Below are 25,023 nucleotides of genomic sequence, written 5' to 3'. Positions count from 1 at the left end.
ATGGCGGAAAAATGAAGAAGATTCTGGTCGGTGTGATGACACTGGTCAGCCTTGCGATGCCACTGCAAGCCTCTGCGGAAGATGTGACACCTTCTGCCGAGGCTTTGTTGCATCAAATGGATGAGGCCAGCCGTGCACTCAGTTATGAGTTGTCGTACATCCTAATCAAGAAAAACAGCATTGAACCGCTGCGTTATCGCCATGCGTTGGAAAACGGGGAAACCTATGCTCATTTGGTGTACCTCAGTGGGCCACCGCGCGAAGTGATCCAGCGAGGCAATGAAGTCAGTTATTTTGAACCGGGGCTTGACCCGTTCACTATCGACAGTAACAAGATGGTGGCGCCGTTGCCGCCGATCATGAAAACAGACATCAGCGAATTAGCCGACTATTACGATTTCATTGCCATGGGCCGGTCGCGCGAGGCGGGCGTTGCGTGTGATGTAGTGCGTATCGCCCCCAAAGACGGCGCCCGTTATTCCTATTTATTGTGGATTGATACCCGCAGCAAACTGGTGATGCGGGCCGACTTGCTGGATCGTGATGGTGAGCCGCTAGAACAATACCGTGCCGTTTCTTACGTGATTAACCCGAAAGTCGGGGATGTGCTGAAAAGCCTTGAAAACGTTGAGTTGCCAGCGGTGGTGCAGTTGCCGCCTAAACCCCAAGCGGAGCTGGACTGGAAAGTAAAATGGTTGCCACAAGGGTTTGAATCGATTTCGCGAAATCGCCATCGCTTGATGATGACCGAACGACCGGTAGAGAGCAAAATGTACAGTGACGGCCTGTTCAGTTTCTCGATTTATGTCTCTGCCGCTGATAATTTTACCGTGCGTGAGCAGTTAGTGCGTCAGGGGCGTCGTACCTTGCACAGCTACATGCTCAAAGGCAAAGAAGTGACGGTGGTGGGGGATATTCCGCCCGCGACCGCCCGTCGTGTTGCCGAGTCGGTGGAGTTTCCTGCTGCCGGGAGTCAGCCACAATGATGCATTCATTGGCCACGGTGGTGGCTTGCCACGCTGATCACATCGTGGTCAGTTGTCAGCAACAAACCAGTTGCGGCAGCTGTGCCTCACAACACAGCTGCGGCAGTGGCATCGTCAATAAAGCGTTGCCTGGCCGCCAGCACCAGATCACCATCCCGACGCTGCAACCCGTCAATGTCGGGGATGTGGTTGAGATCGGCTTGTCTGAGCGAAGCATGATTCACTCAGCCTTGTTAGTCTACGTGTTGCCTTTGCTATGCTTAGTGGTAGGTGCTGCTCTCGGTCAGTGGTGGTTTGTAGGCATGGCCGGCGGCAGTGAACTCGGTGTGATCCTCACCGCATTAAGTTGCGCCGCACTCGGCGTGGGGGTTGCGAAGCATTATGCTGCACGATTAGAAGGGGATTCTGCCTATCAACCGAGCTTGATCCGTGTCCTTGGTCAGCCTGTTTCGGCAGGATTGGCAATAAATGCCGCATCGAAAGATAGCGAGTAGCGGGGAAATTCGGTAGAATCCGTGAACTTGATCTGTAGATCCCATTCATTTTTTATCACGAGTTAGTCACGCCAATTCATGAAGCACATTCGTAACTTTTCGATTATTGCACATATCGACCATGGTAAGTCGACCTTATCCGACCGTCTAATCCAAGTCTGTGGCGGCCTTTCCGATCGTGAAATGGCTGCGCAGGTTCTTGATTCCATGGACCTTGAGCGCGAACGCGGTATCACTATCAAAGCCCAGAGCGTGACGCTCGACTACACGGCTAAAGATGGTGAAACTTATCAGCTTAACTTTATCGACACCCCTGGACACGTAGACTTCTCATACGAAGTTTCTCGTTCACTGGCCGCTTGTGAAGGGGCGCTGCTGGTGGTAGATGCGGGTCAAGGTGTAGAAGCCCAAACATTAGCAAACTGCTATACCGCGATGGAAATGGACCTGGAAGTGGTGCCGATTTTGAATAAAATCGACCTTCCAGCGGCTGAACCAGAGCGTGTAGCCGAAGAAATTGAAGACATTGTTGGCATCGACGCGATTGAAGCGACACGCTGTTCTGCAAAGACCGGCTTGGGTGTTGATGATGTACTTGAAAACATCGTATCTGCCATTCCGGCACCAGAAGGTGATCCTGACGCGCCATTGCAAGCGTTGATCATTGACTCTTGGTTCGATAACTATCTTGGCGTTGTTTCTTTGGTGCGTATTAAAAACGGCATCATGAAGAAAAACGACAAGATCAAGGTAATGAGCACAGGCCAAGTCTGGGGCATTGATCGTTTGGGTATCTTCACACCGAAGCAGATCGACAAAGACGTGCTGCGTACCGGTGAAGTGGGCTGGGTGGTGTGTGGTATCAAAGATATCCTCGGCGCCCCTGTCGGTGATACCTTGACGTATGCCAAAAATGGCTGTGAAACCTCACTACCTGGCTTTAAGAAAGTAAAACCTCAGGTTTACGCGGGTTTGTTCCCAGTATCGTCAGACGATTACGAGAACTTCCGTGATGCACTGGGCAAACTTAGCTTGAACGATGCGTCGTTGTTCTATGAGCCAGAAAGCTCTTCAGCGCTGGGCTTTGGTTTCCGTTGTGGCTTCCTTGGCATGCTGCACATGGAAATCATTCAAGAACGTCTTGAGCGTGAATACAACATCGACCTGATCACGACGGCACCGACGGTTGTGTACGAAGTGACAAAGACTGACGGTACCTTGATTTATGTTGATAGCCCGGCAAAACTGCCTGCGGTGAACGACATTGCCATCATGGGTGAGCCGATCGCACGTTGTAATATCCTTGTACCAAGTGAATACCTGGGTAACGTAATTACCCTGTGTATTGAAAAGCGCGGTATGCAGGTAGACATGGTGTATCACGGCAATCAAGTTGCTCTGACATATGACATTCCTATGTCTGAAGTGGTTTTGGACTTCTTTGACCGTCTGAAATCAACGTCACGTGGTTATGCATCACTGGACTACAACTTCCAGCGTTATGAAGAATCCAACATGGTTCGTGTTGATATTCTGCTTAACGGTGATCGTGTTGATGCGCTTGCGATCATCACGCACAAAGATAACTCACAGCAGCGCGGTCGTGACGTGGTAGAGAAAATGAAAGAATTCATTCCTCGCCAGATGTTCGACATCGCGATTCAAGCTGCGATCGGTACCAATGTCATTGCCCGCTCAACCGTAAAACAGTTGCGTAAGAACGTAATCGCAAAATGTTACGGTGGCGATATCAGCCGTAAGAAGAAGCTGTTGCAGAAGCAGAAAGACGGTAAGAAACGTATGAAGCAGATCGGTAACGTTGAACTGCCTCAGGAAGCGTTCCTTGCGATTCTGCATGTGGGCAAAGATAAGTAATAGATTTAACCTATTGTTATCCGTAGACAATGAAAGACCAGAGTTGCTACTCTTGTCCTCAGTAATATAGATAATAATGGCAATGCAGCAAGCTGGTCTTGCTGCATTGTTTTATCGAGCGAACGGGATTTGGCATTGCCGACCGTTTTGCCTGATAGTTAATTAAGTAGGGATAAACATGGCAAATACTTTTTCGCTAATTCTTGTGCTGGCGACGCTGGTAACAGGGATCATTTGGGCTTTAGATAAGTTTATTTGGGCGCCGAAACGCCAATTGAAGATTCAAGCGGCGGCGGCAAATGCTGGCGATCAGGTGGATGCTCAAACCCTACAAGCCGTTGCACCGCAACCGAGCTGGGTAGAATCTGCTAGCTCGATGTTTCCGGTGATCGCGCTGATTATGGTATTTCGCTCATTTATTTATGAGCCGTTCCAGATCCCATCCGGTTCGATGATGCCGACGCTATTGGTCGGTGATTTCATCTTGGTTGAAAAATTCGCGTACGGTCTGAAAGACCCTGTTTTCCGTCATCAGTTGGTGGAAACCGGTGAAGCGGAACGTGGCGATGTGGTGGTGTTTAAATACCCGCCTCAGCCAAATATTGACTACATCAAACGTGTGGTAGGTTTACCTGGTGACACAGTGCGTTACAGCGCACACAAACAACTGTGTATTGCCCCGAAAGGCAGCGCAGAGTGTACACCAGTCCCACTGACCAATATGACTGATAGCGACTTTAGCCAGGGGATGACCCGACTTGTGCAATTCAATGAAAAATTGGGTGAGCACGAACACCAAATTTTGGTGCATCCACTTAAGCGTGATAACACGCTGGCATACCAGCCTCGTCCTGGTGTGAATGAGTGGGTTGTGCCGGAAGGGCAGTATTTCGTTATGGGTGATAACCGCGACAACAGCGCAGATAGCCGTTACTGGGGATTTGTGCCAAAAGCCAACTTAGTGGGTAAAGCGGTCGGGATCTGGATCAGCTTTGAGTTTGAACGAGGTGCTGATAGTGCACTTCCATCTTGGATTCCTACCGGTGTGCGTTTCAATCGCATCGGTGGCATAAACTGATCGGGAAAAAATGACCACTCCTGCAAATAGACTTCAGCGTAAGCTGGGGTATACATTTAATGATTCAGCCTTGTTGACCCTAGCACTGACACACCGCAGTGCTAACGGAACACACAATGAACGCCTTGAGTTTCTGGGCGATTCTATTTTGAGCTTCGTGATTGCTGATGACTTGTATCATCGCTTTCCATCGGTTGATGAAGGCGATATGAGCCGCATGCGTGCCACCTTGGTACGCGGCAAAACACTGGCCGAGTTGGGCCGTGAATTTGAACTGGGTGATCACCTGTTACTGGGTCCTGGCGAATTGAAAAGTGGCGGTTTCCGTCGTGATTCTATTCTGGCGGACTGCGTAGAAGCGATCATTGGCGCGATTTACCTCGACAGCGGTACCGAATCTGTTCGTACCATTGTCTTGAAATGGTACCAGTCGCGTCTTGAAACGATTCAACCAGGGATCAACCAGAAAGACCCGAAAACTCGTCTGCAGGAATGCCTGCAGGGACGTCGTCTACCCTTACCTGCGTACACTGTGACCAAGGTACATGGCGAAGCGCACAACCAAGAGTTTACCGTGCAGTGTGAAGTGGCGGGCTTGGATCAGCCTGTTATTGGTAAAGGCGGCAGTCGGCGCAAGGCAGAGCAGGCAGCAGCAGAAATTGCACTTAAGCAGTTGGAATCATGACAGATAAGCAACATTGTGGCTTCATTGCCATCGTTGGCCGTCCGAATGTCGGTAAGTCAACCCTCCTCAACCGTTTGGTTGGTCAGAAGCTGTCAATTACCTCGCGTAAGCCACAGACTACCCGCCACCGCATCATGGGTGTTGATACCCGTGACGGTTACCAAGCGGTTTATATCGACACCCCGGGTTTGCACATTGAAGAAAAGCGTGCGATTAACCGTTTGATGAACCGAGCGGCCAGCAGTTCTATCACAGATGTCGAATTGGTCTTGTTCCTTGTTGACGGCACCATGTGGACTGCCGATGACGAAATGGTATTGAACAAGCTAGCGAAAAGCGGCTTGCCGACCGTGTTGTTGATCAACAAAGTCGACAATGTGAAAGACAAGCATGAACTGTTCCCGCATTTGGAAGAGTTGGCGCGTAAGATGGAATTTGTTGATGTTGTGCCGATTTCTGCAAAGAAAGGGACCAACGTTGATACCGTTGAAAATATTGTTCGCGCACACCTACCGGAAGGTCAGTACTACTTCCCTGAAGAGTACGTGACAGACCGTTCACAGCGTTTTATGGCGTCTGAAATCATCCGTGAAAAGCTGATGCGTTTCACCGGTGAAGAGTTGCCGTATTCGGTGACGGTTGAAATCGAACGTTTCGATTACAACCCAGATACCGATGGCTTTGACATTAACGGTTTGATTTTGGTTGAGCGTACTGGCCAGAAGAAAATGGTGATCGGTAAAGCCGGCGAGAAAATCAAAGTGATTGGCCGTGAAGCCCGCCTTGATATGGAACGTTTGTTCGAGCGTAAAGTTTACCTAGAGCTTTGGGTAAAAGTGAAGTCCGGTTGGGCTGACGATGAACGCGCCTTGCGTAGCTTGGGCTATATCGACGATCTATAAGGCACGGTTATGGAAGGGCTTCAGCGCTGTTTCGTCCTCCATACTCGTCCCTACAGTGAGACGAGCCTGATCCTCGACGTCTTTAGCGAGGACTCAGGCCGTATCACACTGCTATCGAAAGGAGCGCGCCGTAAGCGCTCCAATCTTAAAGGCGCTCTTCAGCCTTTCACCCCTCTCTTTATGAAATGGTCCGGTCGCGGCACCATGCCCGTGTTGACCCATGCTGAACCCATCAGTATCGGTCTGCCGATGCGCAGCTATATCCTGTACTCCGCCCTGTATGTGAATGAATTAGTGGCGCGTGTGCTGGAAACCAATACCCCTTATCCTGTGCTGTTTCTCGATTATCTGAATGTGCTGCGTGAGCTGGCGCAAGCGGATAACCCAGAGCCGGCATTGCGCCGTTTTGAACTCGCATTACTGTACCATTTAGGCTACGGTATCGACTTTCTTCACTGTGCAGGCAGCGGCTTGCCAGTGGATGACACCATGACTTACAACTACCGTGAGCAACGGGGATTTATCGCCTCAATGAAGGTGGGACACCTCACCTTTTCCGGCGAACAGCTCAAGGCGATTGATGCCAGACGGTTTGAAACCCCTGAACAGCTGCGTGCTGCGAAGCGCTTTACACGGATAGCATTAAAGCCGTACCTTGGCAGTAAACCATTAAAAAGCAGGGAATTGTTTATCCCTAGAGGAAGGAGTACCGGAAAATGAACAACATCTTACTCGGCGTCAATATCGATCATATTGCCACACTACGTAACGCACGCGGCACCCGTTATCCGGACCCTGTGCACGCCGCAGAAGTTGCTGAGCGCGCCGGTGCCGATGGGATCACCATTCATTTACGTGAAGATCGTCGCCACATTACCGATCGTGATGTGCGCATTTTGCGTGAAACCATTCAAACGCGCATGAACCTGGAAATGGCCGTGACGGATGAAATGGTGCAGATCGCGCTGGCGACGCAACCTGAGTTTGTGTGTCTGGTACCGGAAAAACGTGAAGAGTTGACCACCGAAGGCGGGCTGGATGTCGTCGGTCAATTGGATAAAGTGAAAGCGGCCACAGAGACCTTGAGCGCGGCAGGCATTAAAGTGTCGTTGTTCATTGATGCGGATCGCGGTCAAATTGATGCGGCACTGGCATGTGGTGCGCCGTTTATTGAGCTGCACACCGGTCACTATGCAGATGCAGAAACCGAAGCCGAGCAACAAGCAGAGCTGAAGAAAATCGCTGCCGCGGCCAGTTATGCACACGATAAAGGCATTAAAGTGAATGCGGGCCACGGTTTGACGTACCACAACGTGAAGCCGATTGCGGCGTTGCCAGAGTTGTATGAGTTGAACATTGGTCACTCGATCATGGGACGTGCGGTGTTTGATGGCTTGCAAAAAGCCGTGGCGGACATGAAAGCCGAAATGCAGAGCGCCCGTCGTTAATGGCGATTCTCGGTTTAGGGACAGACATTGCGGATATTGAGCGTGTCACGAACGTGTATGCGCGCAGTGGTGATGCGTTTGCTGAGCGGGTGTTGTCGCCGTCAGAGTTGGTGATCTTCCATTCGCTGAAACGGAAAGAACGTTATCTGGCCAAACGGTTTGCGGTGAAAGAAGCGGGGGCCAAAGCCCTCGGTACCGGCATTGCGTGTGGCGTGAGCTTTCAGGATTTTACGGTCAGTAATGATGATTTCGGCAAACCGGTGTTGCACCTGTCGGGTAAAGCCGCGGAACTTGCGACACAGCGGGGCGTGAATCATGTCCACCTGACCATTGCTGATGAAAAGAAATACGCCGTGGCGACGGTGATCCTCGAATCCTGACCGCCTAGGGGTCTAAGCACTTGGTCGACCTAAGCACCTAACCGAGAAACAGATAAAAAAACGGCGAGCCTTGGCTCGCCGTTTTTATTGTTAGGACAGTGACGGAGAAACGGTTACAGTGCTCAACTCTTATAGGCTTTCGAGGCCTTGACCACATTCTCCATTTCATCAATCAATTCAAATAACTCAGGCTCGATCTCGTCCATGCTGGCACCCGCTTTCAGCGCGGTTTCAATGGTGTAACACAAGTTTTTCAGGCGCGGCACACCGCTGTACGCACAGCTGCCATGCAGTTTGTGGATCGGCGGCCAGAGCTCAATGGCTTTGCCATCCAGCGCTTCATTGACCAGCATTTCCACTTCCGGCATGAAATCGAGCAGCATTTGTAGCATGTCTTTGGCCAGATCTTCTTTGCCTGCGGCTTGTTTCAAAGCCAAATTCCAGTCCCAACTGACGTTATGGTGTTCCGCTGTGGGCTCGGGGTGTGCCTGTTCGATCGTGGTCGAGTCTGGTAGTGCAGCCGTCACTTTGTTGGGATCCGTCCACTTGGCCAAAATCTGCTGCAAGATGTGCTCTTCAATCGGCTTGGTCAGGTAGTCATCCATCCCCGCTTTAATCAAGCGTTCGCGTTCACCGGCCATGGCATGGGCGGTCACGGCAATCACTGGCGTGCTGTGGTTTAAGTGGGTTTCATGAATGGCCTGACAGGCGGTGACCCCGTCCATTTCAGGCATCTGAATATCCATGAACACCAAATCAAATTGTTTCTGCTGGGCGTATTCGACCGCTTTGCGCCCACCGGTCGCGGTGATCACGGTTTCCACGCGCTCGCTGAGCAGGGCAGAGATCAACTTCAAGTTAGCCGGGTTGTCATCGACGGCCATGACCGTTAAAGGCTGCACCGTCGGGGCCTGCAAGGGCTCTGGCAGCGGTTCCGGTTCATGGAGTGCCTCCGGCTCACTGATCAGCGTTTCCAGCAGTTTACGGTGGCCTAAAGGCTTCGGTAAGCAGGCGGACACACCGGCATTGAGCAAGCGATCAGACAGCGCCAATTCCGTGGTCGGCAGACTGACGATCACTTTGTCACTGAGCTGTTCTGCTTTAAAGACGGTATTGAGCAAGGCGGCGAGTGGCGGCTGCTCGCCCGGCGCCAGATTGAGTAGGGTAAAGTCATGATGCTCCGCGTCTTCCGGCAGGGTCGAGCGGTAGGTGACCTGCAAGCCGGCGTGGATCATACGTTGTTGCAGCACAGAGGCCGCCTGCATGTTCGGTTCAATCAACAGCAGTTTCTTGTGCTGCAGTGAGTGCGTATCCATCGGCTGCGATACCGGCAGATCGGTTTTGTTCAGGTATAAGCTGAACCAGAAGGTTGAGCCTTGGTGCAGACGGCTGGTGAGGCTGATCTCGCCGCCCATCTGTGACACCAGTTTCTGGGTGATCACCAGCCCCAGTCCCGTACCGCCATAACGGCGAGAGATACTGGCATCGGCTTGACTGAAGGCTTGGAATAACTGTGCCTGTTGACGCTCAGAGATCCCGATCCCGGTATCACGCACCATAAATTGCAGTTCAATACTTTCATTGCGATCGGTTTTCAGCTCTACCGAGACATCAATGTTACCGCGCTCGGTAAATTTCACCGCATTACCGATCAGGTTGGTCAGCACCTGCTGGATACGCAGAGGATCGCCAATCATGCCCGTTGGAATGCGTTGGTCAATTTTCAGCGTTAATTCCAGCCCTTTTTCATGGGCACTTGGCGCCAGCAATTTCATCACTTCATCAAGCGAGTCGGTGAAATCAAACGGAATATTTTCCAGCAACAGCTTACCGGCTTCCAGCTTCGAGAAGTCGAGGATGTCGTTAATGATAGTTAGTAGGTTGTTAGCTGATTTTTCAATGGTTTGCAGGTAATCCTGCTGGCTGCTGCTCAAGCGGGTTTTGAGCATCTGACGGGTAAAGCCAATCACACCATTTAGTGGTGTTCGCAATTCGTGGGACATATTGGCCAAGAATTCCGATTTCACGCGCGCCGCTTCCTGCGCACGTTTCTTGGCAATGTCTAATTCGACGTTTTGAATTTCCAACTGTTCGAGCGTTTCACGCAGATCCGAGGTGGCCTGATCGATGCTTTGTTGCATTTCGATGTGGTATTCCGACAGTGAAATGGCCATCGCATTGATCCCGTTTTTCAGGGTGTCTAACTCACCAAGCAGGTGGCCCTCGATACGGATATCCAAGTGGCCCCTGCGAATTCTGTCGACCACACTGACCATGTGCGAAATTGGGCGGGTGACATCTTTCATCAACCGGTAGGCAAACAGCGATGACAGGGTCAGGCCAAGCAGCAGTACCATTAGAGCGGTAAACACTTCCTGATATTGCTGCAAACGCAACGCACTGAGATCGAGCTCCAGCGCAATATAGCCGAGGGCCTGCGCTTGATAGCCCGGGAACGACGGATTGCTAAACTGGCCTTCTTTGAGGATCGGCGCCCGCAGGATCAATGAATTTTCGCTGAGCCGCGTTTCCAGTAATAACGGGATAGGCTGATCATCGGGATACATCAGTGCCTCGAAATTACGGTGGAAATTCGAGGTCACAAACAATTCATTGTGGGTGTTGAACACCGCGATACTGCGGATGATTTGCGAATGCTTACGATGGGCATAGCTGATCAAGCGACGCACGGCTTCCCGGTTTTGGTCCGCCATGCCATATTCCGTCGAAATGGCCAAGGGCTCGATGATGCTGGCACCGGTCGAAAGGAGCTGATGTTCCAGATCGCGATAACGGCTCATCGTAAAAAAAGCGCTGAGGAGGAGGCCGATAATCAGTGTCGGTGCTAATGTCAGGGTGAAGACCCTGGCACGAAGTCCATATTTGGTCATGGTTCTCTTAATTACAAGAATGCGATTCTGTGGGAGAATTGTCGCCCATCTGTGGTCGTTAGCTTAATGAAACTAGGGCTATTCGACAATCCACTAATCCCAAACTGTCGATATTATCACTCAGTTTGTACTAACTGCTCCGTGAGTCCAAAACTATGGCACGCTTTTTTAAGCCTCAGAAACGAAAAGTCACCGACACCAAGCACAAAGAAATCACTATTAGCCGATTGGATCACCTTGGTGCCGGTATTGGTCACGTTGATCGCAAATCCGTCTTTGTTGACGGCGCTTTGCCGGGTGAACACGTGGTGGTGCAGCTCACGGAAGAGAAAAAACAGTACGCCCGCGCCAAATTGATCAAGCGCCTGACCAGCAGCGAATCCCGCATTGCACCGCAGTGTCCGCTATACGCCGAGTGTGGGGGCTGTAACTTGCAACACCTGTCGCACGACGGACAAATTGCTGCCAAGCAGCAATCCCTGAGTGAGTTGATGGGGAAATTCGCCAATGCCGGTCATGTTGACCAAGTCGCACCGATTGTTAGCCAACCATGGGGCTACCGCCGTTGTGCGCGCTTTAGCGTGATGCCGATGGGCAAAGGGCTGGTGATGGGATTCCGTAAAAAACAAAGCAAAGACATTGTAAACGTCGAGCAGTGTCCGGTACTGGCTGACTCGCTGAATGCGTTGTTGCCGGTATTGCGTGAGACGCTGTTGTCGCTACAAGGTAAAAAACACTTAGGCCACGTTGAGTTGGTTGAAGCGGATAATGGGCGCGTGGTACTGATCCGCCACTTACAGCCGTTTTCTGACCAAGACATGACGGTGCTCAAGCAGTTCGCTGACGAACATCAGGTAATGTTATACCTCGCCCCAACCGCAGAGACGGTGGAGAGCCTGTCAGACGCTCACCCACACTACGTGTTGGATGGGTTAACCTTATCGTTTTCACCGAAAGATTTTATTCAGGTGAACCGTGAGGTGAATGAAAACATGGTGGCGCAGGCGATGGATTGGTTAGCGATCACCCCGCAAGATCGTGTGTTGGATCTGTTTTGTGGTTTAGGCAACTTCAGCCTGCCGCTGGCAAAACAGGCAAATGCACTGGTAGGTGTTGAAGGTATCGATGAGATGGTGCATCGTGCATCAGAGAATGCTGCTAATAACCAATTACACAATGCGGCGTTCTACCAAGCGAACCTTGACGATGATGTGACCGCCATGCCGTGGGCACAGGAAAAATTCAATAAAATCCTGTTGGACCCAGCGCGTGCTGGTGCAGCAGGCGTGATGGAACATGTCGTGAAATTACACCCAGAGCGGGTGGTGTATGTGTCGTGTAACCCGGCCACCCTTGCACGGGACAGTCAGGTGTTACTGGCACACGGTTATCAGTTGGCAAAGCTGGGTATGATGGACATGTTCCCGCATACCGGGCATTTGGAGTCCATGGCGTTATTCGTGAAGTCACGTCGTTGATCGTGTCTTCATTGTTACCGCCCTTGATTCATCTACACAGAGAAACAGGATAGAGAAATGGTCGCAGTTCGCGGTGCGCATTTAAAGGAAAATGATACATTCGAGCTTTCGTCTTGGATTGACAGTCTGCAGCAGGATGGCAAGGTCGCCAACCGATTAACGCAGACCTACCAGCGATGTCTCGATTTGACGGCGAAGGAAGAGACGGCACCCTTGTTGCTATGGCGCGGCCGCGAAATGGTCGAGATCTTAGTAACGCTAAGCATGGACCGAGATACCTTGGTTGCGGCACTGCTGTTCCCCTTGGTGGAAGCGGGGGTGTATGCCCCTGAGCAGTTGCAAGAGGACTACGGCCAAACCATCACACAGATGGTGGTCGGCGTCAGCCAGATGGCGGCCATCGGCCAGCTCAATGCCACCAAAGAAGGGGCGGAGCAGTCAGCGCAGGTCGATAATATTCGTCGCATGCTACTGTCGATGGTGGATGACTTCCGCTGCGTGGTGATCAAGCTGGCGGAGCGCATTTGTAACCTGCGTGAAGTGAAAGATGAGCCGGATGCCGTGCGCCGTGCCGCCGCGAAAGAGTGTGCCAATATCTATGCCCCGTTGGCGAACCGTCTCGGGATTGGTCAGCTGAAGTGGGAAATTGAAGATTACGCCTTCCGTTATCGTCACCCAGACACCTATAAGCAGATCGCGAAGCAGCTGTCTGAGCGCCGTATCGACCGCGAACATTACATCGAACACTTTGTTACAGACTTAGCGGACTCGATGAAGGCATGCCACATCAAAGCCGAAGTACAAGGTCGACCAAAACATATTTACAGCATCTGGCGTAAAATGCAGAAAAAGAGCTTGGCGTTTGACGAGCTGTTTGATGTGCGTGCTGTGCGCATTATCGCTGATGCGCTGCAAGACTGTTACGCCGCGTTAGGGGTGGTACATACCAAATACCGCCACTTGCCTAAAGAGTTTGATGACTACGTCGCGAACCCGAAACCCAATGGCTATCAGTCTATCCACACCGTGGTGTTGGGGCCGGAAGGCAAAACCATTGAGATTCAGATCCGTACCAAGCAAATGCACGAAGAGTCGGAACTGGGTGTCGCCGCACACTGGAAATACAAAGAAAGCGGGTCGTCATCGGGTGGCGCAAAATCGTCGTACGATGAGAAAATCAATTGGCTGCGTAAGCTACTGGCATGGCAAGAAGAAATGTCGGATTCGGGTGAAATGCTCGACGAACTGCGTAGCCAAGTGTTTGATGATCGCGTGTATGCCTTTACCCCGAAAGGGGACGTGGTGGATTTGCCACTAAATGCCACGCCGTTGGATTTTGCTTATCACATTCACTCGGAAGTGGGGCACCGTTGTATCGGGGCCAAGGTGGAAGGGCGCATTGTGCCGTTCACGTACCACTTGCAGATGGGCGATCAGGTTGAAATCATCACCCAGAAAGAGCCGAATCCATCCCGTGACTGGCTGAACCCGAACTTAGGCTTTGTGACCTCAAGCCGAGCGCGTGCGAAGGTGCATGCGTGGTTCCGTAAACAAGATCGCGACAAAAACATTGCGGCAGGCCGTGAGATTTTGGAGCACGAGCTGCACAAAATCGGTGCCACGTTGAAAGATGCCGAAGCCTATGCGCTGAAGCGTTTTAACGTAAACTCGACGGATGAACTCTTTGCCGGGGTCGGCAGTGGTGATTTGCGTATCAACCAAGTCATTAACCATATCAATGCCTTGGTTAACAAGCCGACCGCGGAAGAAGAAGATCAGCAGTTGCTGGAGAAGTTGGCGGAAGCGAACAGCAAAATGTCGTCAGCCAAAAAACCACAGCGTGATGCGGTGGTGGTGGAAGGGGTGGATAACCTCATGACACATTTGGCGCGTTGTTGTCAGCCGATCCCAGGTGATGAGATCCAAGGCTTTGTGACGCAAGGCCGCGGGATTTCTGTGCACCGTAGCGATTGTGAGCAATTGGAAGAGTTACGCCATGTGGCGGCCGAGCGGATCATTGATACCGTGTGGGGCGGGGGATTTGTGGGGAACTACAATATCACCGTGCGCGTCACCGCATCAGAGCGAAGCGGGTTGATAAAAGAGCTGACCAATACCTTTGCCAATGAAAAAGCCAAGGTCGCGGGTATGAAGAGCCGGGTGGACTTTAAAAAGCAGCTTTCCATTTTGGACTTTGATTTGGAATTGACGGATCTCGATGTGCTGGGCCGAGTGCTTAAGCGCATTGAGCAAGTGAAAGACGTGGCCGAAGCCAAGCGTCTTCACTGATCAGTGAGAGCTGAGTATTTAGGGACGAGTATCTAGGGACGAGTATCTAGATGTAGAGCCTAGAAACTAGAATTTAGGAACTAGAACTTAGAAACTCGAGACTCGGAACTAAAAACCAGAAACTCAAACCAGAAACGGGGAGCCCAGATGCTGCCCGTTTTTTTTACCGCTATATTGTTGAAGCAACAGTTCGCATCGAGAGTGAGAAGGAAAACGAACAATGACAGAGACATCACAGACACCGATAGAACGCTTGGTGGCGATCATGGCGACACTGCGTGATCCGCAAACGGGTTGCCCGTGGGATCAAAAACAAACTTTCGCCTCCATTGTGCCGCACACCATTGAAGAAGCCTATGAAGTGGCGGATGCCATTGAGCAGCAAAACTGGGATGACGTGCGTGAGGAGCTGGGGGATTTATTGTTCCAGGTGATTTTTTACAGCCAGATGGGCAAAGAGCAAGGGCTGTTTGACTTTAACGATGTGGTCGAAGGGCTCAATGAAAAGCTGACCCGTCGCCATCCGCACGTGTTTGGCGATAAGGCGTTTGCGAGTGACGCAGACATAAACGCCAATTGGGAGGCCGAAAAAGCCAAAGAGCGCGCCCAAAAAGGCGAGGACAACAGTGTGCTGGCCAATATTCCCCGCGCGCTGCCGGCACTGACACGTGCGGATAAAATTCAAAAACGTTGTGCTAAGCATGGCTTTGACTGGGACACATTGGGGCCGGTGGTGGATAAGGTGCACGAAGAAATTGAAGAAGTGATGGAAGAAGTCATCCAAGCGTCACCGAAGCAGGAGAGAATCGAAGAAGAGATGGGAGATCTCCTGTTTGCTGTCGCGAACTTCAGCCGCCATGTGGCCGTGAAACCGGAGATCGCCTTGCAGCGTGCCAACCAGAAATTTGAGCGTCGCTTTCGCCAGGTTGAAAAAAATGTGCTAGAACAAGGGAAGCGTCTTGAAGACTGCTCGCTGGCGGAGTTAGATCAGATCTGGGATGCGGTAAAACGCAGCGAGTCAAAAGGTTAGACGAAACACGGTTTACCTTTGGCTGGCTATTAATGAGTCTATTGATAGTCGTCCTGAGAAGGAGATTTGATTTGAGACAAAAAAAAACTCAGTCTGCTGTGATAGTTTTCACGTTGTGGCAATAAGGGGTGTCTGGTATACTAATTTCCCGTCCAGATACACTTATATCCTCTATACCAATCTTCCAGGTAAAACATGACGACGAATTACATTTTTGTTACGGGCGGGGTCGTATCCTCACTAGGTAAAGGTATTGCTGCTGCATCTCTAGCGGCTATTCTAGAAGCACGTGGTCTAAACGTGACCATGATGAAACTAGACCCTTACATCAACGTTGACCCTGGCACAATGAGCCCGATTCAGCATGGTGAAGTATTCGTAACGGAAGACGGTGCAGAGACCGACCTTGACTTAGGTCACTACGAGCGTTTCATCCGTACCAAGATGACCAAGCGTAACAACTTCACTGCAGGTCGTGTTTACGAAGAAGTGCTTCGTAAAGAACGTCGCGGTGACTATCTTGGTGCCACTATTCAGGTGATCCCTCACATCACAAACGAAATCAAAGATCGTGTGATTGCGGGCGCTAAAGGCCACGATGTGGCTATCGTTGAAGTTGGCGGTACTGTCGGTGATATCGAATCGCTACCATTTATGGAAGCTATCCGTCAGCTAGCTGTTCAGAAAGGGCGTGATCGTACCATGTTCATGCACCTGACGCTGGTTCCTTACCTTGCCGCAGCCGGCGAAGTAAAAACCAAGCCAACCCAACACTCAGTAAAAGAGCTTCTGTCTATCGGTATTCAGCCTGACGTGCTGATCTGCCGTAGCGATCGCATGATCCCAGCAAACGAACGTGCGAAGATTGCGCTTTTCTGTAACGTACAAGAAAAAGCTGTTATTTCGATGAAAGACGTAGATTCTATCTACAAGATCCCACAGCTAATTAAAGCACAGGGTCTTGATGATCTTGTTTGTCAGCGTTTCGGTATTACTGCACCAGAAGCAGACCTGAACGAGTGGGAACAAGTGATCTACGAAGAAGCGAACCCAACGGCGGAAGTTGTGATTGGTATGGTCGGTAAATATATCGAACTACCAGACGCATACAAATCAGTTAACGAAGCATTGAAGCACGCAGGCCTGAAAAACCGTCTGTCAGTGCAAATCAAGTACATCGATTCTCAAGATGTTGAGTCAAAAGGCACAGAAGTGCTGGAAGGCCTTGATGCGATCTTGGTACCAGGTGGCTTCGGTAACCGTGGTGTAGAAGGTAAAATCCTGACTGCACAATATGCACGTGAAAACAAAATCCCATACCTAGGTATCTGTTTGGGTATGCAGGTTGCACTGATCGAGTTCGCTCGTAATGTTGCAGGCTTTGAAGGGGCGCACTCTACTGAGTTTAACCCTGAAACGAAATTCCCAGTTGTTGGCCTAATCACTGAATGGGTTGATAGCGAAGGTAACGTTGAAGAGCGTAGCGAAAAATCGGATCTTGGCGGTACAATGCGTCTAGGTTCACAGCTATGTCATCTACAAGACGGTTCAAAAGCACGTGAACTATACGGTAACCCGACTATTCACGAGCGTCACCGTCACCGTTACGAAGTAAACAACAACCTACTTCCTAAACTAGAGAAGGCAGGTCTGAAAATTTCTGGTCTTTCTGCAGACAAGAAATTGGTGGAAATCATCGAGATCCCGAACCACCCATGGTTCGTGGCTGCTCAGTTCCACCCTGAGTTCACCTCAACACCTCGCGATGGTCACCCATTGTTTGCGGGCTTCGTGAAAGCGGCTGGTGATAACCAGCGCGGTGAGCTTAAAAAGTAAGGATTACGGATAGCTGTAGCGCAGTGTTAGCTGCAGCTATTTTTTTAGCTTTTAATTTCAAGATAAAGCAAGAGGAAACATCAATGTCTAAGATCGTTAAAGTTCTAGGTCGTGAAATCATCGATTCACGTGGTAACCCAACTGTTGAAGCTGAAGTACACCTAGAAGGCGGTTTCGTCGGTATGGCTGCAGCTCCATCAGGCGCATCTACTGGTTCTCGCGAAGCTCTTGAGCTACGTGACGGTGACAAATCTCGTTTCCTAGGTAAAGGCGTACTTAAAGCTATTGAAGCTGTAAACGGCCCAATCGCTGAAGCTCTAATCGGCAAAGACGCTAAAGACCAAGCTGCAATCGATGCAGTGATGATCGAACTAGACGGCACTGAAAACAAATCTAACTTCGGTGCAAACGCAATCCTAGCGGTATCTCTAGCAAACGCTAAAGCAGCAGCTGCTGCTAAAGGCATGCCTCTATACGAGCACATCGCTGAACTAAACGGCACTGCGGGCGTATTCTCTATGCCTCTACCAATGATGAACATCATCAACGGTGGCGAGCACGCAGACAACAACGTTGACATTCAAGAGTTCATGATTCAGCCAGTTGGCGCTGCAACGCTGAAAGAAGCTGTACGCATGGGTGCGGAAGTATTCCACAACCTAGCTAAAGTACTTAAGTCTAAAGGCTACAACACAGCTGTTGGTGATGAAGGTGGTTTCGCGCCTAACCTTAAGTCTAACGCTGAAGCACTAGAAGTAATCGCAGAAGCTGTTGCAGCTGCTGGCTACGAGCTAGGCAAAGACATCACTCTTGCTATGGACTGTGCAGCTTCTGAGTTCTACGACAAAGCAGCTGGCATCTACAACATGAAAGGCGAAGGCAAAACCTTCACTTCAGAAGAGTTCAACCACTACCTTGCTGGTCTAGTTGAGCAATTCCCAATCGTTTCTATCGAAGACGGTCTTGACGAGTCAGATTGGACTGGTTTCAAACACCAGACTGAACTTCTAGGCGACAAGATTCAGCTAGTAGGTGACGATCTATTCGTTACTAACACTAAGATTCTTGCTGAAGGTATCGAGAAAGGCATCACTAACTCAATCCTTATCAAGTTCAACCAAATCGGTTCTCTAACTGAGACTCTAGCTGCAATCAAGATGGCTAAAGACGCAGGTTACACAGCTGTAATCTCTCACCGTTCAGGCGAAACTGAAGATGCAACTATCGCTGATCTAGCGGTAGGTACTGCTGCAGGCCAGATCAAAACAGGTTCTATGAGCCGTTCTGACCGTGTTGCTAAGTACAACCAACTTATCCGTATCGAAGAAGCTCTAGGTGCTAAAGCGCCTTTCAACGGTCTTAAAGAAGTGAAAGGTCAGGCTTAATTATTAGCCTGCCTGTAGGGACACCCTACACGCTTTAATAAAAACCGCCTCTAAGGGGCGGTTTTTTTATGGCCGAATGGTCACCGGTTGTGGCTTCTACGCTAGTGTCAAACTGCGCTTTATGGGATTATTATCGGTTTAGTCGGCTGTCTGATGAGGATAGACGTGGTATTTATTGATGGCATTATCAGCATTATCAGGCAGTGTGATCTGTTAATATCACTGATCATTGTCTGGAGAATGGAATGCGAATGCTTACCTTGCTGCTACTGGCAGTGTTGAGTTGGCTGCAATATGATTTCTGGTTAGGCAAAAACGGCATGCTTGATTACTTGGCGGTGAAAGATAATGTCGCCGTTCAGCAAGAAGCCAATGCGCAGCTAGTGCAGCGTAACCAGCAGATGTATTTTGAAATCAACGATCTGAACCGCGGACAGGAAGCGATAGAAGAGCGGGCTCGCAATGAGCTTGGCATGATCCGCCCTGACGAAACCTTCTTTCGTATTGTCGGGGAATAGTCTGATGATCCTACGTGAAAAAATGATTGCAGTGGTGCCTGCTGCAGGGGTTGGGAGCCGTATGGCGGCTGACCGCCCTAAACAGTACTTACAGATCGCCGGCAAGACGATATTGGAACATACCGTTGCCCGTTTGTTGCAACACCCTTCGATCGCACAAGTGATCATCGCCGTGAGTGAACACGACCCGTATTTCCCGCAGTTGCCACTGGCTACCGACCCTCGCGTGATCCGCGTGAATGGCGGGGCTGAACGTGCGGATTCCGTGTTTGCGGGTTTAGCGGCGATTGACGATCCGAACACCTGGGTACTGGTACACGATGCGGCCCGACCGTGTTTACACCTGAGTGATGTGGATGACCTGATCCAAGGGGCGCAGGCTTCCCCGTTTGGGGCGATTTTGGCGGCACCCGTGCGTGACACCATGAAGCGAGGCAATGGCATCGGGGGCATTGCCACCACGGTGGATCGTACCGATTTATGGCATGCCCTCACGCCACAGATGTTCCGCGCCGGCATGCTCAAGCATGCGCTGGAACAGGCATTGGCTGACGGTGCGGTGATCACTGATGAAGCCTCCGCGATGGAGCATGCGCAGCAACCGCCTCAACTCGTGAAAGGGCGTGCCGATAATCTCAAGGTGACGCAACCGGAAGATCTTGCGTTGGCGGCATTTTATTTAGAAACCATGATGAGGGAAGCGGAATGATGCGAATTGGACACGGCTTTGATGTACATAAATTTGGTGGTGAAGGGCCGGTAATTATTGGCGGCGTTGCGATCCCTTATGGACAAGGTTTGATTGCCCATTCCGATGGCGATGTGGCCTTACACGCGGTGTGTGATGCCCTGCTCGGCGCAATTGGCGCGGGCGACATTGGCCGTCACTTTCCTGATACGGATGCAGAATGGGCAGGCGCAGACAGCCGTGCATTGCTGCGTGATGTCTATAGTAAGGTAAAGGCGAAAGGTTACCGCTTAGGTAACGTGGATGTCACCATCATCGCGCAAGCGCCGAAAATGGCGCCATACATCACCGCGATGTGTCAGGCCATTGCCGCAGATTTAGAAACCGAGATCGGCAATGTGAATGTGAAAGCGACAACGTCAGAACGTTTAGGGTTTACCGGCCGCAAAGAAGGCATTGCCTGTGAAGCGGTCGTATTGATCTGCCAACAATAATTCAAGGGTAGGCCCCATTATTGGGTCTACTGATTGGCACACATGTGCCGCTAGTTAATGGTGTATATATGTCTACTGTTATGGACAATTTCAGCTGGTTATACGGAAAACCAAGCTGTCAGGGCCGAATTAAAGCTGAGCCTGAAGATTTTATTGTTAAGGAAAACTTGGGTTTTGATTTTGCCGGTACTGGCGAACATTTTATGGTGAAAATCCGTAAGACTGGCGAAAACACCAAGTATGTTGTGAATGAGTTAGCCAAAGCGTGTGAGGTAAAATCTCGCGATGTGAGCTGGGCGGGCCTGAAAGATCGCCATGCGATCACCGAGCAATGGCTGAGTGTCCATTTGCCGGGTAAGCCGGATCCGGATCTAAGCGCCTTTGTGGCAGAGCACCCGGGGATTGAAGTGCTGGAAACGGCGCGTCATGATAAAAAATTGCGCCCCGGTGATTTGGTGGGTAACTGGTTCCAGTTGACGTTAAGCGATCTGGATCAGCCAGAGGCGTTGATCGCACGTTTGGAGCAGGTGCGTGAACACGGTGTGCCAAACTATTTCGGTGAGCAGCGTTTCGGCCATGGCGGCAACAACGTCACAAAAGCCCGCGCGTGGGGTAACGATGAATTCCGCGTGCGTGATAAGAGTAAGCGCAGCTTCTACTTGTCAGCAGCACGTTCATGGTTGTTTAACCAAGTGCTGTCAGCCCGTATTGAGCAGAACACGGTGAACACGCTGATGGCGGGTGATTGGCTGCAATCAGACGCTGATCCGCGTGGCATGTTAGTGGCAACGGTGACCGACAGCATCCAACACGATGTGGACGCCGGTCGTTTGGCGATTACTGCCCCGATGATGGGTGATAATGCCTTGCCGACAACGGGCGATGCACAAGCGTTCGAAATGGCGATTGTTGAGCAAGAGCCGGCTTTGTTGAAGCTGATCCGTGATAACCGTATGCGCCATGAACGCCGTACGCTGTTGCTTAAACCTGAACAAATGGCATGGCAACAGAACGGTGATCAAATGACGGTTTCCTTTGCCCTTCCGGCAGGTTGTTTTGCCACCGCCGTGGTGCGTGAGCTGATGAGTGAGCTGGCGACAGAACAAAAGGTTTATGGACACGATGCGGATACTGATCAGTAACGATGATGGCATTTTTGCTGAGGGTATAAACACCTTAGCACGTGTCTTATCTGATCTTGGTGACGTGACGGTGATTGCCCCTGACCGAAATCGGTCGGGGGCGTCAAATTCACTGAGTCTGGATAACCCGCTGCGCATTCGCCATGAAGGGGAGCGCCGCATTTCCGTGGAAGGTACACCGACCGATTGCGTGCACTTTGCCCTCAATGAATGGTTGGATGAACGACCAGACTTGGTCGTGGCTGGGATCAACCACGGTGCAAACCTGGGTGATGATGTGCTGTATTCCGGTACCGTTGCTGCCGCCACAGAAGGTCATTTTTTGGGTGTGCCGGCCATTGCCGTGTCGCTGGTGGGGAATACCCATTTTGAGACCGCCGCCCAAGTGGTGAAGCAGGTATTGATGAAAATGGATACCCACCCGTTACCTGAAAATCGGATCCTGAATATCAATGTGCCGGATCTGCCACTGGCAGAACTGGGGCCTTGGCAGGTGACACGTTTGGGGGCGCGCCACCGTGCAGAAAATATGGTGAAAGCCGTCGACCCTCGCGGGAAAGAGTTGTACTGGCTGGGCCCGCCGGGACCGTGTCAGGACGCCGGCCCGGGCACCGATTTTTATGCGATTGAACACGGTTGTGTGTCTTTGACACCGTTGCAGGTGGATCTCACCGCACACGATGCACTGGGTGCATTACAGCAGTGGGTTAACGATCAGGAGATAAAGTAAGGATGCGCTATGTGGATGAGCGGCACGCCCTACTGCAGTATCTATCTCAGCAAGGGATCCGCGATGACAAGGTACTTCGAGCGATAGGCGCCGTGCCACGCGAGGTGTTTATTGATGAAGCCTTGTCGCACAAAGCCTATGAAAATAATGCGCTGCCAATCGGGAATGGACAGACCATTTCACAGCCGTACATTGTGGCTAGAATGACAGAGCTGATGGCGTTGTCGCCACAGTCACGTATTTTGGAAATCGGCACTGGCTCGGGGTACCAGACTGCCGTGCTGGCACAGCTGGTGGATCACGTGTATTCGGTCGAGCGCATTAAAGCATTGCAATGGCGGGCGAAACGGCGTTTAAATCAACTGGCGCTGCACAACGTGTCGACTAAGCATGGCGATGGTTGGCAGGGGTGGGCGAGCAAAGGGCCGTTTGATGCCATTATTGTAACCGCGGCTGCTGCTGATATTCCGATGGCCTTGTTGGCGCAGTTGGCCGAAGGTGGCCGCTTGATTGTGCCCGTAGGCGAAGCAACACAAGTGTTAAAATTGATTGTACGTGACGGTGATCGGTATCGCGCCAGCGATGTTGAGCCGGTACGTTTTGTACCGTTGGTAGCAGGGGAACTGCTGTATTAATGAGGATGAGCGCGTCAGTGTCAGTGATTAAACCGACCGTAAAGTGGACAGTATTGGCTGTCAGCTTGTGGCTATCTGGCTGTAGCAATCATACGCCTGCCCCTGTAACCAGTTTGGGGAAGGACTATCATAGCCTGGAGCGTGGCAGCTACCGGGGCAGCTACTATGAAGTACAAAAAGGTGACACCTTGTATTTCATTTCTTATATCACTGACAAAGATGTGAATGACTTGGTGGCTTATAACCGCTTGGCGAAGCCGTACACCATTTTCCCCGGGCAGAAGTTGCAATTGTGGAAGCCGAAATACCAAGCGCCACAATACGGTAAAACGGTGCCAATCACATCCCCTTCGACGCAGACGGCAGATAAGGCTAAACCGGTGATCACGCCGGTCGCAAAACCGACCGTGCCCCCTGCGTCTCAAACCGCCAGTAAAGCGGTCGTGCCGCCTGTGACAAAACCGGCTCCCCAGAAGCCGGTTGCGGTTGCCGCGACCAAACCTGCAACTGTGCAAAAAAACAGCAATAAAAATATTGATCCAGCTCCCACAAAAGAGTACTCTCAAAAAGCTGAAAGTAACAAAGTTGTTACAAATCAGCCAAAACCTAAACCAACACCCAAACCAAGCAACACCAAGGTAGATAAATGGACGTGGCCAACCAAAGGACGGGTCATTGCGCGTTTCTCTAATGCAGAGAACGGCAACAAAGGTCTGGATATTGCGGGGCAGCGCGGTCAAGCCATCGAGGCATCCGCCGACGGTGTTGTGGTTTATGCCGGTAATGCGCTACGAGGTTATGGCAATCTGGTCATTATTAAGCATAGCGAGGATTTCCTCAGTGCTTATGCCCATAACGATCAGATGTATGTCAAGGAGCAGCAGCGGGTTAAGGTGGGGCAGAAAATCGCCACAATGGGTAGCTCAGGCACCAACAATGTGCGGCTCCATTTTGAAATCCGGTACAAGGGTAAATCTGTTGATCCGATGCGGTACTTACCGCGATAGAGAACATGACAGAGTAAAGTTGTAATGTCTTGCTAACTCGCCATCTGGGAGGCGCTATGAGTAGAAGCAATACTGCTACAGAGATTGATGATTTCGATGTAGAACAGGAAATGGAGATTGACGCGGGGAGCACCGAGGCCAAAGCGGAAAGTACAGAGACCCTTGATGATGATGTCGATATGTCTCAATTTGGCACACCGCAAAAAGCCTTAGATGCGACGCAGCTGTATTTGGGGGAAATCGGTTTTTCCCCATTACTCACCGCCGAAGAAGAAGTGCTGTACGCCCGCCGTGCACTGCGGGGGGATGAAGTGGCCCGTAAACGTATGATTGAGAGTAATCTACGTTTGGTGGTGAAAATATCCCGCCGTTACAGTAATCGCGGTTTGGCATTACTGGACTTAGTGGAAGAGGGTAATCTTGGCCTGATCCGCGCGGTGGAAAAGTTCGACCCTGAGCGTGGTTTCCGTTTCTCTACTTATGCCACTTGGTGGATCCGTCAAACCATTGAACGGGCCATCATGAATCAAACCCGCACCATCCGTTTACCTATCCATGTCGTTAAAGAGCTCAATGTGTATCTGCGCACCGCCCGTGAGCTGGCACAAAAACTCGATCATGAACCCACCGCTGAAGACATCGCTTTCAAACTGGATAAGTCCGTTGATGACGTAAACCGTATGCTGCGCCTGAATGAGCGTGTCGGCTCGGTGGATAACCCTATTGGTGGCGATTCCGAAAAAGCCCTGCTGGATATCATTCCTGATGAAAAAAGCGGAGGCCCTGAAACCTCAACCCAAGACGATGACATCAAACTGTCGATTGTGCATTGGCTGAAAGAATTGAACCCGAAACAGCGCGAAGTGCTGGCTCGCCGGTTTGGTTTACTCGGCTATGAAGCTTCGACGTTGGAAGATGTGGGGCGTGAGATTGGCCTGACCCGTGAGCGGGTGCGTCAAATTCAGGTAGAAGGCTTGCGTCGTCTGCGTGACATGCTGACCCATCAAGGGTTGAGTATCGAATCCTTGTTCAATCAAGAGCAGCTCTGATCC

23 protein-coding genes are annotated in these 25,023 nt (G+C 51.0%); 22 read left to right on the top strand and 1 reads right to left on the bottom strand.

All coding sequences use genetic code 11. From position 1 onward, the window contains the following. Positions 1-11: 11 nt before the first annotated feature. From rseB to acpS, 9 genes are all read left to right on the top strand, one after another. Positions 12-986: a sigma-E factor regulatory protein RseB gene (rseB, locus tag ACSF8W_RS15120; RefSeq protein ID WP_500848074.1), complete on the top strand. Its 975-nt coding sequence runs from the start codon at positions 12-14 to the stop codon at positions 984-986. After that, positions 983-1,480 (top strand): SoxR reducing system RseC family protein, encoded by a 498-nt coding sequence (locus tag ACSF8W_RS15115; protein ID WP_500848073.1) that lies wholly within the window; start codon positions 983-985, stop codon positions 1,478-1,480. The genes rseB and ACSF8W_RS15115 overlap by 4 nt, the downstream gene beginning before the upstream one ends. A gap of 78 nt (positions 1,481-1,558) precedes the next feature. Further along, positions 1,559-3,355 carry a translation elongation factor 4 gene (gene lepA / locus ACSF8W_RS15110; RefSeq protein WP_500848072.1) on the top strand — a complete coding sequence of 599 codons (1,797 nt, stop codon included), beginning with the start codon at positions 1,559-1,561 and terminating at the stop codon, positions 3,353-3,355. Between the two features lie 178 nt (positions 3,356-3,533). Continuing rightward, complete coding sequence (gene lepB / locus ACSF8W_RS15105) at positions 3,534-4,433, top strand: signal peptidase I (protein WP_500848071.1); 900 nt, start codon at positions 3,534-3,536, stop codon at positions 4,431-4,433. A gap of 10 nt (positions 4,434-4,443) precedes the next feature. Then, positions 4,444-5,118: a ribonuclease III gene (gene rnc, locus ACSF8W_RS15100; protein ID WP_500848070.1), complete on the top strand. Its 675-nt coding sequence runs from the start codon at positions 4,444-4,446 to the stop codon at positions 5,116-5,118. Continuing rightward, the gene (gene era, locus ACSF8W_RS15095; protein WP_500848069.1) at positions 5,115-6,020 is read left to right on the top strand and encodes a GTPase Era; all 906 of its coding nucleotides are present in this window, start codon (positions 5,115-5,117) and stop codon (positions 6,018-6,020) included. Before rnc ends, era begins: the two co-directional genes overlap by 4 nt. A gap of 9 nt (positions 6,021-6,029) precedes the next feature. Next, positions 6,030-6,740, top strand: coding sequence for a DNA repair protein RecO (recO, locus tag ACSF8W_RS15090; RefSeq protein WP_500848068.1), 711 nt, complete (start codon positions 6,030-6,032; stop codon positions 6,738-6,740). Beyond that, positions 6,737-7,468, top strand: a complete 732-nt coding sequence (gene pdxJ, locus ACSF8W_RS15085) for a pyridoxine 5'-phosphate synthase (RefSeq protein ID WP_500848067.1) — start codon at positions 6,737-6,739, stop codon at positions 7,466-7,468. Before recO ends, pdxJ begins: the two co-directional genes overlap by 4 nt. Continuing rightward, a complete protein-coding gene (gene acpS, locus ACSF8W_RS15080; RefSeq protein WP_500848066.1) occupies positions 7,468-7,848 on the top strand; it encodes a holo-ACP synthase in 381 nt (126 codons plus the stop codon). Before pdxJ ends, acpS begins: the two co-directional genes overlap by 1 nt. Positions 7,849-7,970: 122 nt before the next feature. Here acpS and barA read toward each other — a convergent pair whose 3' ends face one another. After that, positions 7,971-10,739 carry a two-component sensor histidine kinase BarA gene (gene barA / locus ACSF8W_RS15075; RefSeq protein WP_500848065.1) on the bottom strand — a complete coding sequence of 923 codons (2,769 nt, stop codon included), beginning with the start codon at positions 10,737-10,739 and terminating at the stop codon, positions 7,971-7,973. Between the two features lie 155 nt (positions 10,740-10,894). Between barA and rlmD the strand changes: the two genes are divergently transcribed. The 13 genes from rlmD to rpoS all read left to right on the top strand — a co-directional run bounded on the left by rlmD (position 10,895) and on the right by rpoS (position 25,020). Then, complete coding sequence (gene rlmD, locus ACSF8W_RS15070) at positions 10,895-12,217, top strand: 23S rRNA (uracil(1939)-C(5))-methyltransferase RlmD (protein ID WP_500848064.1); 1,323 nt, start codon at positions 10,895-10,897, stop codon at positions 12,215-12,217. A 57-nt stretch (positions 12,218-12,274) separates the two neighbouring features. After that, positions 12,275-14,506, top strand: a complete 2,232-nt coding sequence (gene relA, locus ACSF8W_RS15065) for a GTP diphosphokinase (protein WP_500848063.1) — start codon at positions 12,275-12,277, stop codon at positions 14,504-14,506. 220 nt (positions 14,507-14,726) lie between these two features. Then, positions 14,727-15,536 (top strand): nucleoside triphosphate pyrophosphohydrolase, encoded by an 810-nt coding sequence (gene mazG, locus ACSF8W_RS15060; RefSeq protein WP_500848062.1) that lies wholly within the window; start codon positions 14,727-14,729, stop codon positions 15,534-15,536. A gap of 195 nt (positions 15,537-15,731) precedes the next feature. Further along, entirely contained in the window at positions 15,732-17,372 is a 1,641-nt protein-coding gene (pyrG, locus tag ACSF8W_RS15055; RefSeq protein ID WP_500848061.1) for a CTP synthase, read from the top strand. An 83-nt stretch (positions 17,373-17,455) separates the two neighbouring features. Beyond that, on the top strand, positions 17,456-18,757 hold the full coding sequence (gene eno, locus ACSF8W_RS15050) for a phosphopyruvate hydratase (RefSeq protein WP_500848238.1): 1,302 nt from the start codon (positions 17,456-17,458) through the stop codon (positions 18,755-18,757). A gap of 245 nt (positions 18,758-19,002) precedes the next feature. After that, positions 19,003-19,275: a cell division protein FtsB gene (gene ftsB / locus ACSF8W_RS15045; protein WP_500848060.1), complete on the top strand. Its 273-nt coding sequence runs from the start codon at positions 19,003-19,005 to the stop codon at positions 19,273-19,275. 4 nt (positions 19,276-19,279) lie between these two features. Then, entirely contained in the window at positions 19,280-19,984 is a 705-nt protein-coding gene (gene ispD / locus ACSF8W_RS15040) for a 2-C-methyl-D-erythritol 4-phosphate cytidylyltransferase (RefSeq protein ID WP_500848059.1), read from the top strand. Beyond that, complete coding sequence (gene ispF, locus ACSF8W_RS15035; protein WP_500848237.1) at positions 19,984-20,457, top strand: 2-C-methyl-D-erythritol 2,4-cyclodiphosphate synthase; 474 nt, start codon at positions 19,984-19,986, stop codon at positions 20,455-20,457. Before ispD ends, ispF begins: the two co-directional genes overlap by 1 nt. A 68-nt stretch (positions 20,458-20,525) precedes the next feature. After that, complete coding sequence (truD, locus tag ACSF8W_RS15030) at positions 20,526-21,599, top strand: tRNA pseudouridine(13) synthase TruD (protein ID WP_500848058.1); 1,074 nt, start codon at positions 20,526-20,528, stop codon at positions 21,597-21,599. Then, positions 21,580-22,329 carry a 5'/3'-nucleotidase SurE gene (surE, locus tag ACSF8W_RS15025; RefSeq protein WP_500848236.1) on the top strand — a complete coding sequence of 250 codons (750 nt, stop codon included), beginning with the start codon at positions 21,580-21,582 and terminating at the stop codon, positions 22,327-22,329. The genes truD and surE overlap by 20 nt, the downstream gene beginning before the upstream one ends. Before the next feature lie 11 nt (positions 22,330-22,340). After that, a complete protein-coding gene (locus tag ACSF8W_RS15020; protein WP_500848057.1) occupies positions 22,341-22,964 on the top strand; it encodes a protein-L-isoaspartate(D-aspartate) O-methyltransferase in 624 nt (207 codons plus the stop codon). A gap of 5 nt (positions 22,965-22,969) precedes the next feature. Beyond that, a complete protein-coding gene (locus ACSF8W_RS15015) occupies positions 22,970-23,971 on the top strand; it encodes a peptidoglycan DD-metalloendopeptidase family protein (protein ID WP_500848235.1) in 1,002 nt (333 codons plus the stop codon). 56 nt (positions 23,972-24,027) lie between these two features. Next, entirely contained in the window at positions 24,028-25,020 is a 993-nt protein-coding gene (gene rpoS / locus ACSF8W_RS15010) for an RNA polymerase sigma factor RpoS (RefSeq protein ID WP_500848056.1), read from the top strand. Positions 25,021-25,023: the final 3 nt, after the last annotated feature.

The organism is Photobacterium sp. 270122K (genome assembly GCF_059941365.1).
This window is presented reverse-complemented; position numbering and strand designations above follow the sequence as displayed.

Bases quoted from the DNA above. Each gene is read 5' to 3' on its own strand.
- mazG (WP_500848062.1), top strand. From the start codon at position 14,727: ATGACAGAGACATCACAGACACCGATAGAACGCTTGGTGGCGATCATG.
- relA (WP_500848063.1), top strand. From the start codon at position 12,275: ATGGTCGCAGTTCGCGGTGCGCATTTAAAGGAAAATGATACATTCGAG.
- pyrG (WP_500848061.1), top strand. From the start codon at position 15,732: ATGACGACGAATTACATTTTTGTTACGGGCGGGGTCGTATCCTCACTA.
- ispD (WP_500848059.1), top strand. From the start codon at position 19,280: ATGATCCTACGTGAAAAAATGATTGCAGTGGTGCCTGCTGCAGGGGTT.
- acpS (WP_500848066.1), top strand. From the start codon at position 7,468: ATGGCGATTCTCGGTTTAGGGACAGACATTGCGGATATTGAGCGTGTC.
- lepA (WP_500848072.1), top strand. From the start codon at position 1,559: ATGAAGCACATTCGTAACTTTTCGATTATTGCACATATCGACCATGGT.
- ftsB (WP_500848060.1), top strand. From the start codon at position 19,003: ATGCGAATGCTTACCTTGCTGCTACTGGCAGTGTTGAGTTGGCTGCAA.
- rpoS (WP_500848056.1), top strand. From the start codon at position 24,028: ATGAGTAGAAGCAATACTGCTACAGAGATTGATGATTTCGATGTAGAA.
- barA (WP_500848065.1), bottom strand. From the start codon at position 10,739: ATGACCAAATATGGACTTCGTGCCAGGGTCTTCACCCTGACATTAGCA.
- rseB (WP_500848074.1), top strand. From the start codon at position 12: ATGAAGAAGATTCTGGTCGGTGTGATGACACTGGTCAGCCTTGCGATG.
- pdxJ (WP_500848067.1), top strand. From the start codon at position 6,737: ATGAACAACATCTTACTCGGCGTCAATATCGATCATATTGCCACACTA.
- ACSF8W_RS15015 (WP_500848235.1), top strand. From the start codon at position 22,970: ATGAGCGCGTCAGTGTCAGTGATTAAACCGACCGTAAAGTGGACAGTA.
- truD (WP_500848058.1), top strand. From the start codon at position 20,526: ATGTCTACTGTTATGGACAATTTCAGCTGGTTATACGGAAAACCAAGC.
- recO (WP_500848068.1), top strand. From the start codon at position 6,030: ATGGAAGGGCTTCAGCGCTGTTTCGTCCTCCATACTCGTCCCTACAGT.
- lepB (WP_500848071.1), top strand. From the start codon at position 3,534: ATGGCAAATACTTTTTCGCTAATTCTTGTGCTGGCGACGCTGGTAACA.
- ispF (WP_500848237.1), top strand. From the start codon at position 19,984: ATGCGAATTGGACACGGCTTTGATGTACATAAATTTGGTGGTGAAGGG.
- eno (WP_500848238.1), top strand. From the start codon at position 17,456: ATGTCTAAGATCGTTAAAGTTCTAGGTCGTGAAATCATCGATTCACGT.
- rlmD (WP_500848064.1), top strand. From the start codon at position 10,895: ATGGCACGCTTTTTTAAGCCTCAGAAACGAAAAGTCACCGACACCAAG.
- era (WP_500848069.1), top strand. From the start codon at position 5,115: ATGACAGATAAGCAACATTGTGGCTTCATTGCCATCGTTGGCCGTCCG.
- ACSF8W_RS15115 (WP_500848073.1), top strand. From the start codon at position 983: ATGATGCATTCATTGGCCACGGTGGTGGCTTGCCACGCTGATCACATC.
- rnc (WP_500848070.1), top strand. From the start codon at position 4,444: ATGACCACTCCTGCAAATAGACTTCAGCGTAAGCTGGGGTATACATTT.
- surE (WP_500848236.1), top strand. From the start codon at position 21,580: ATGCGGATACTGATCAGTAACGATGATGGCATTTTTGCTGAGGGTATA.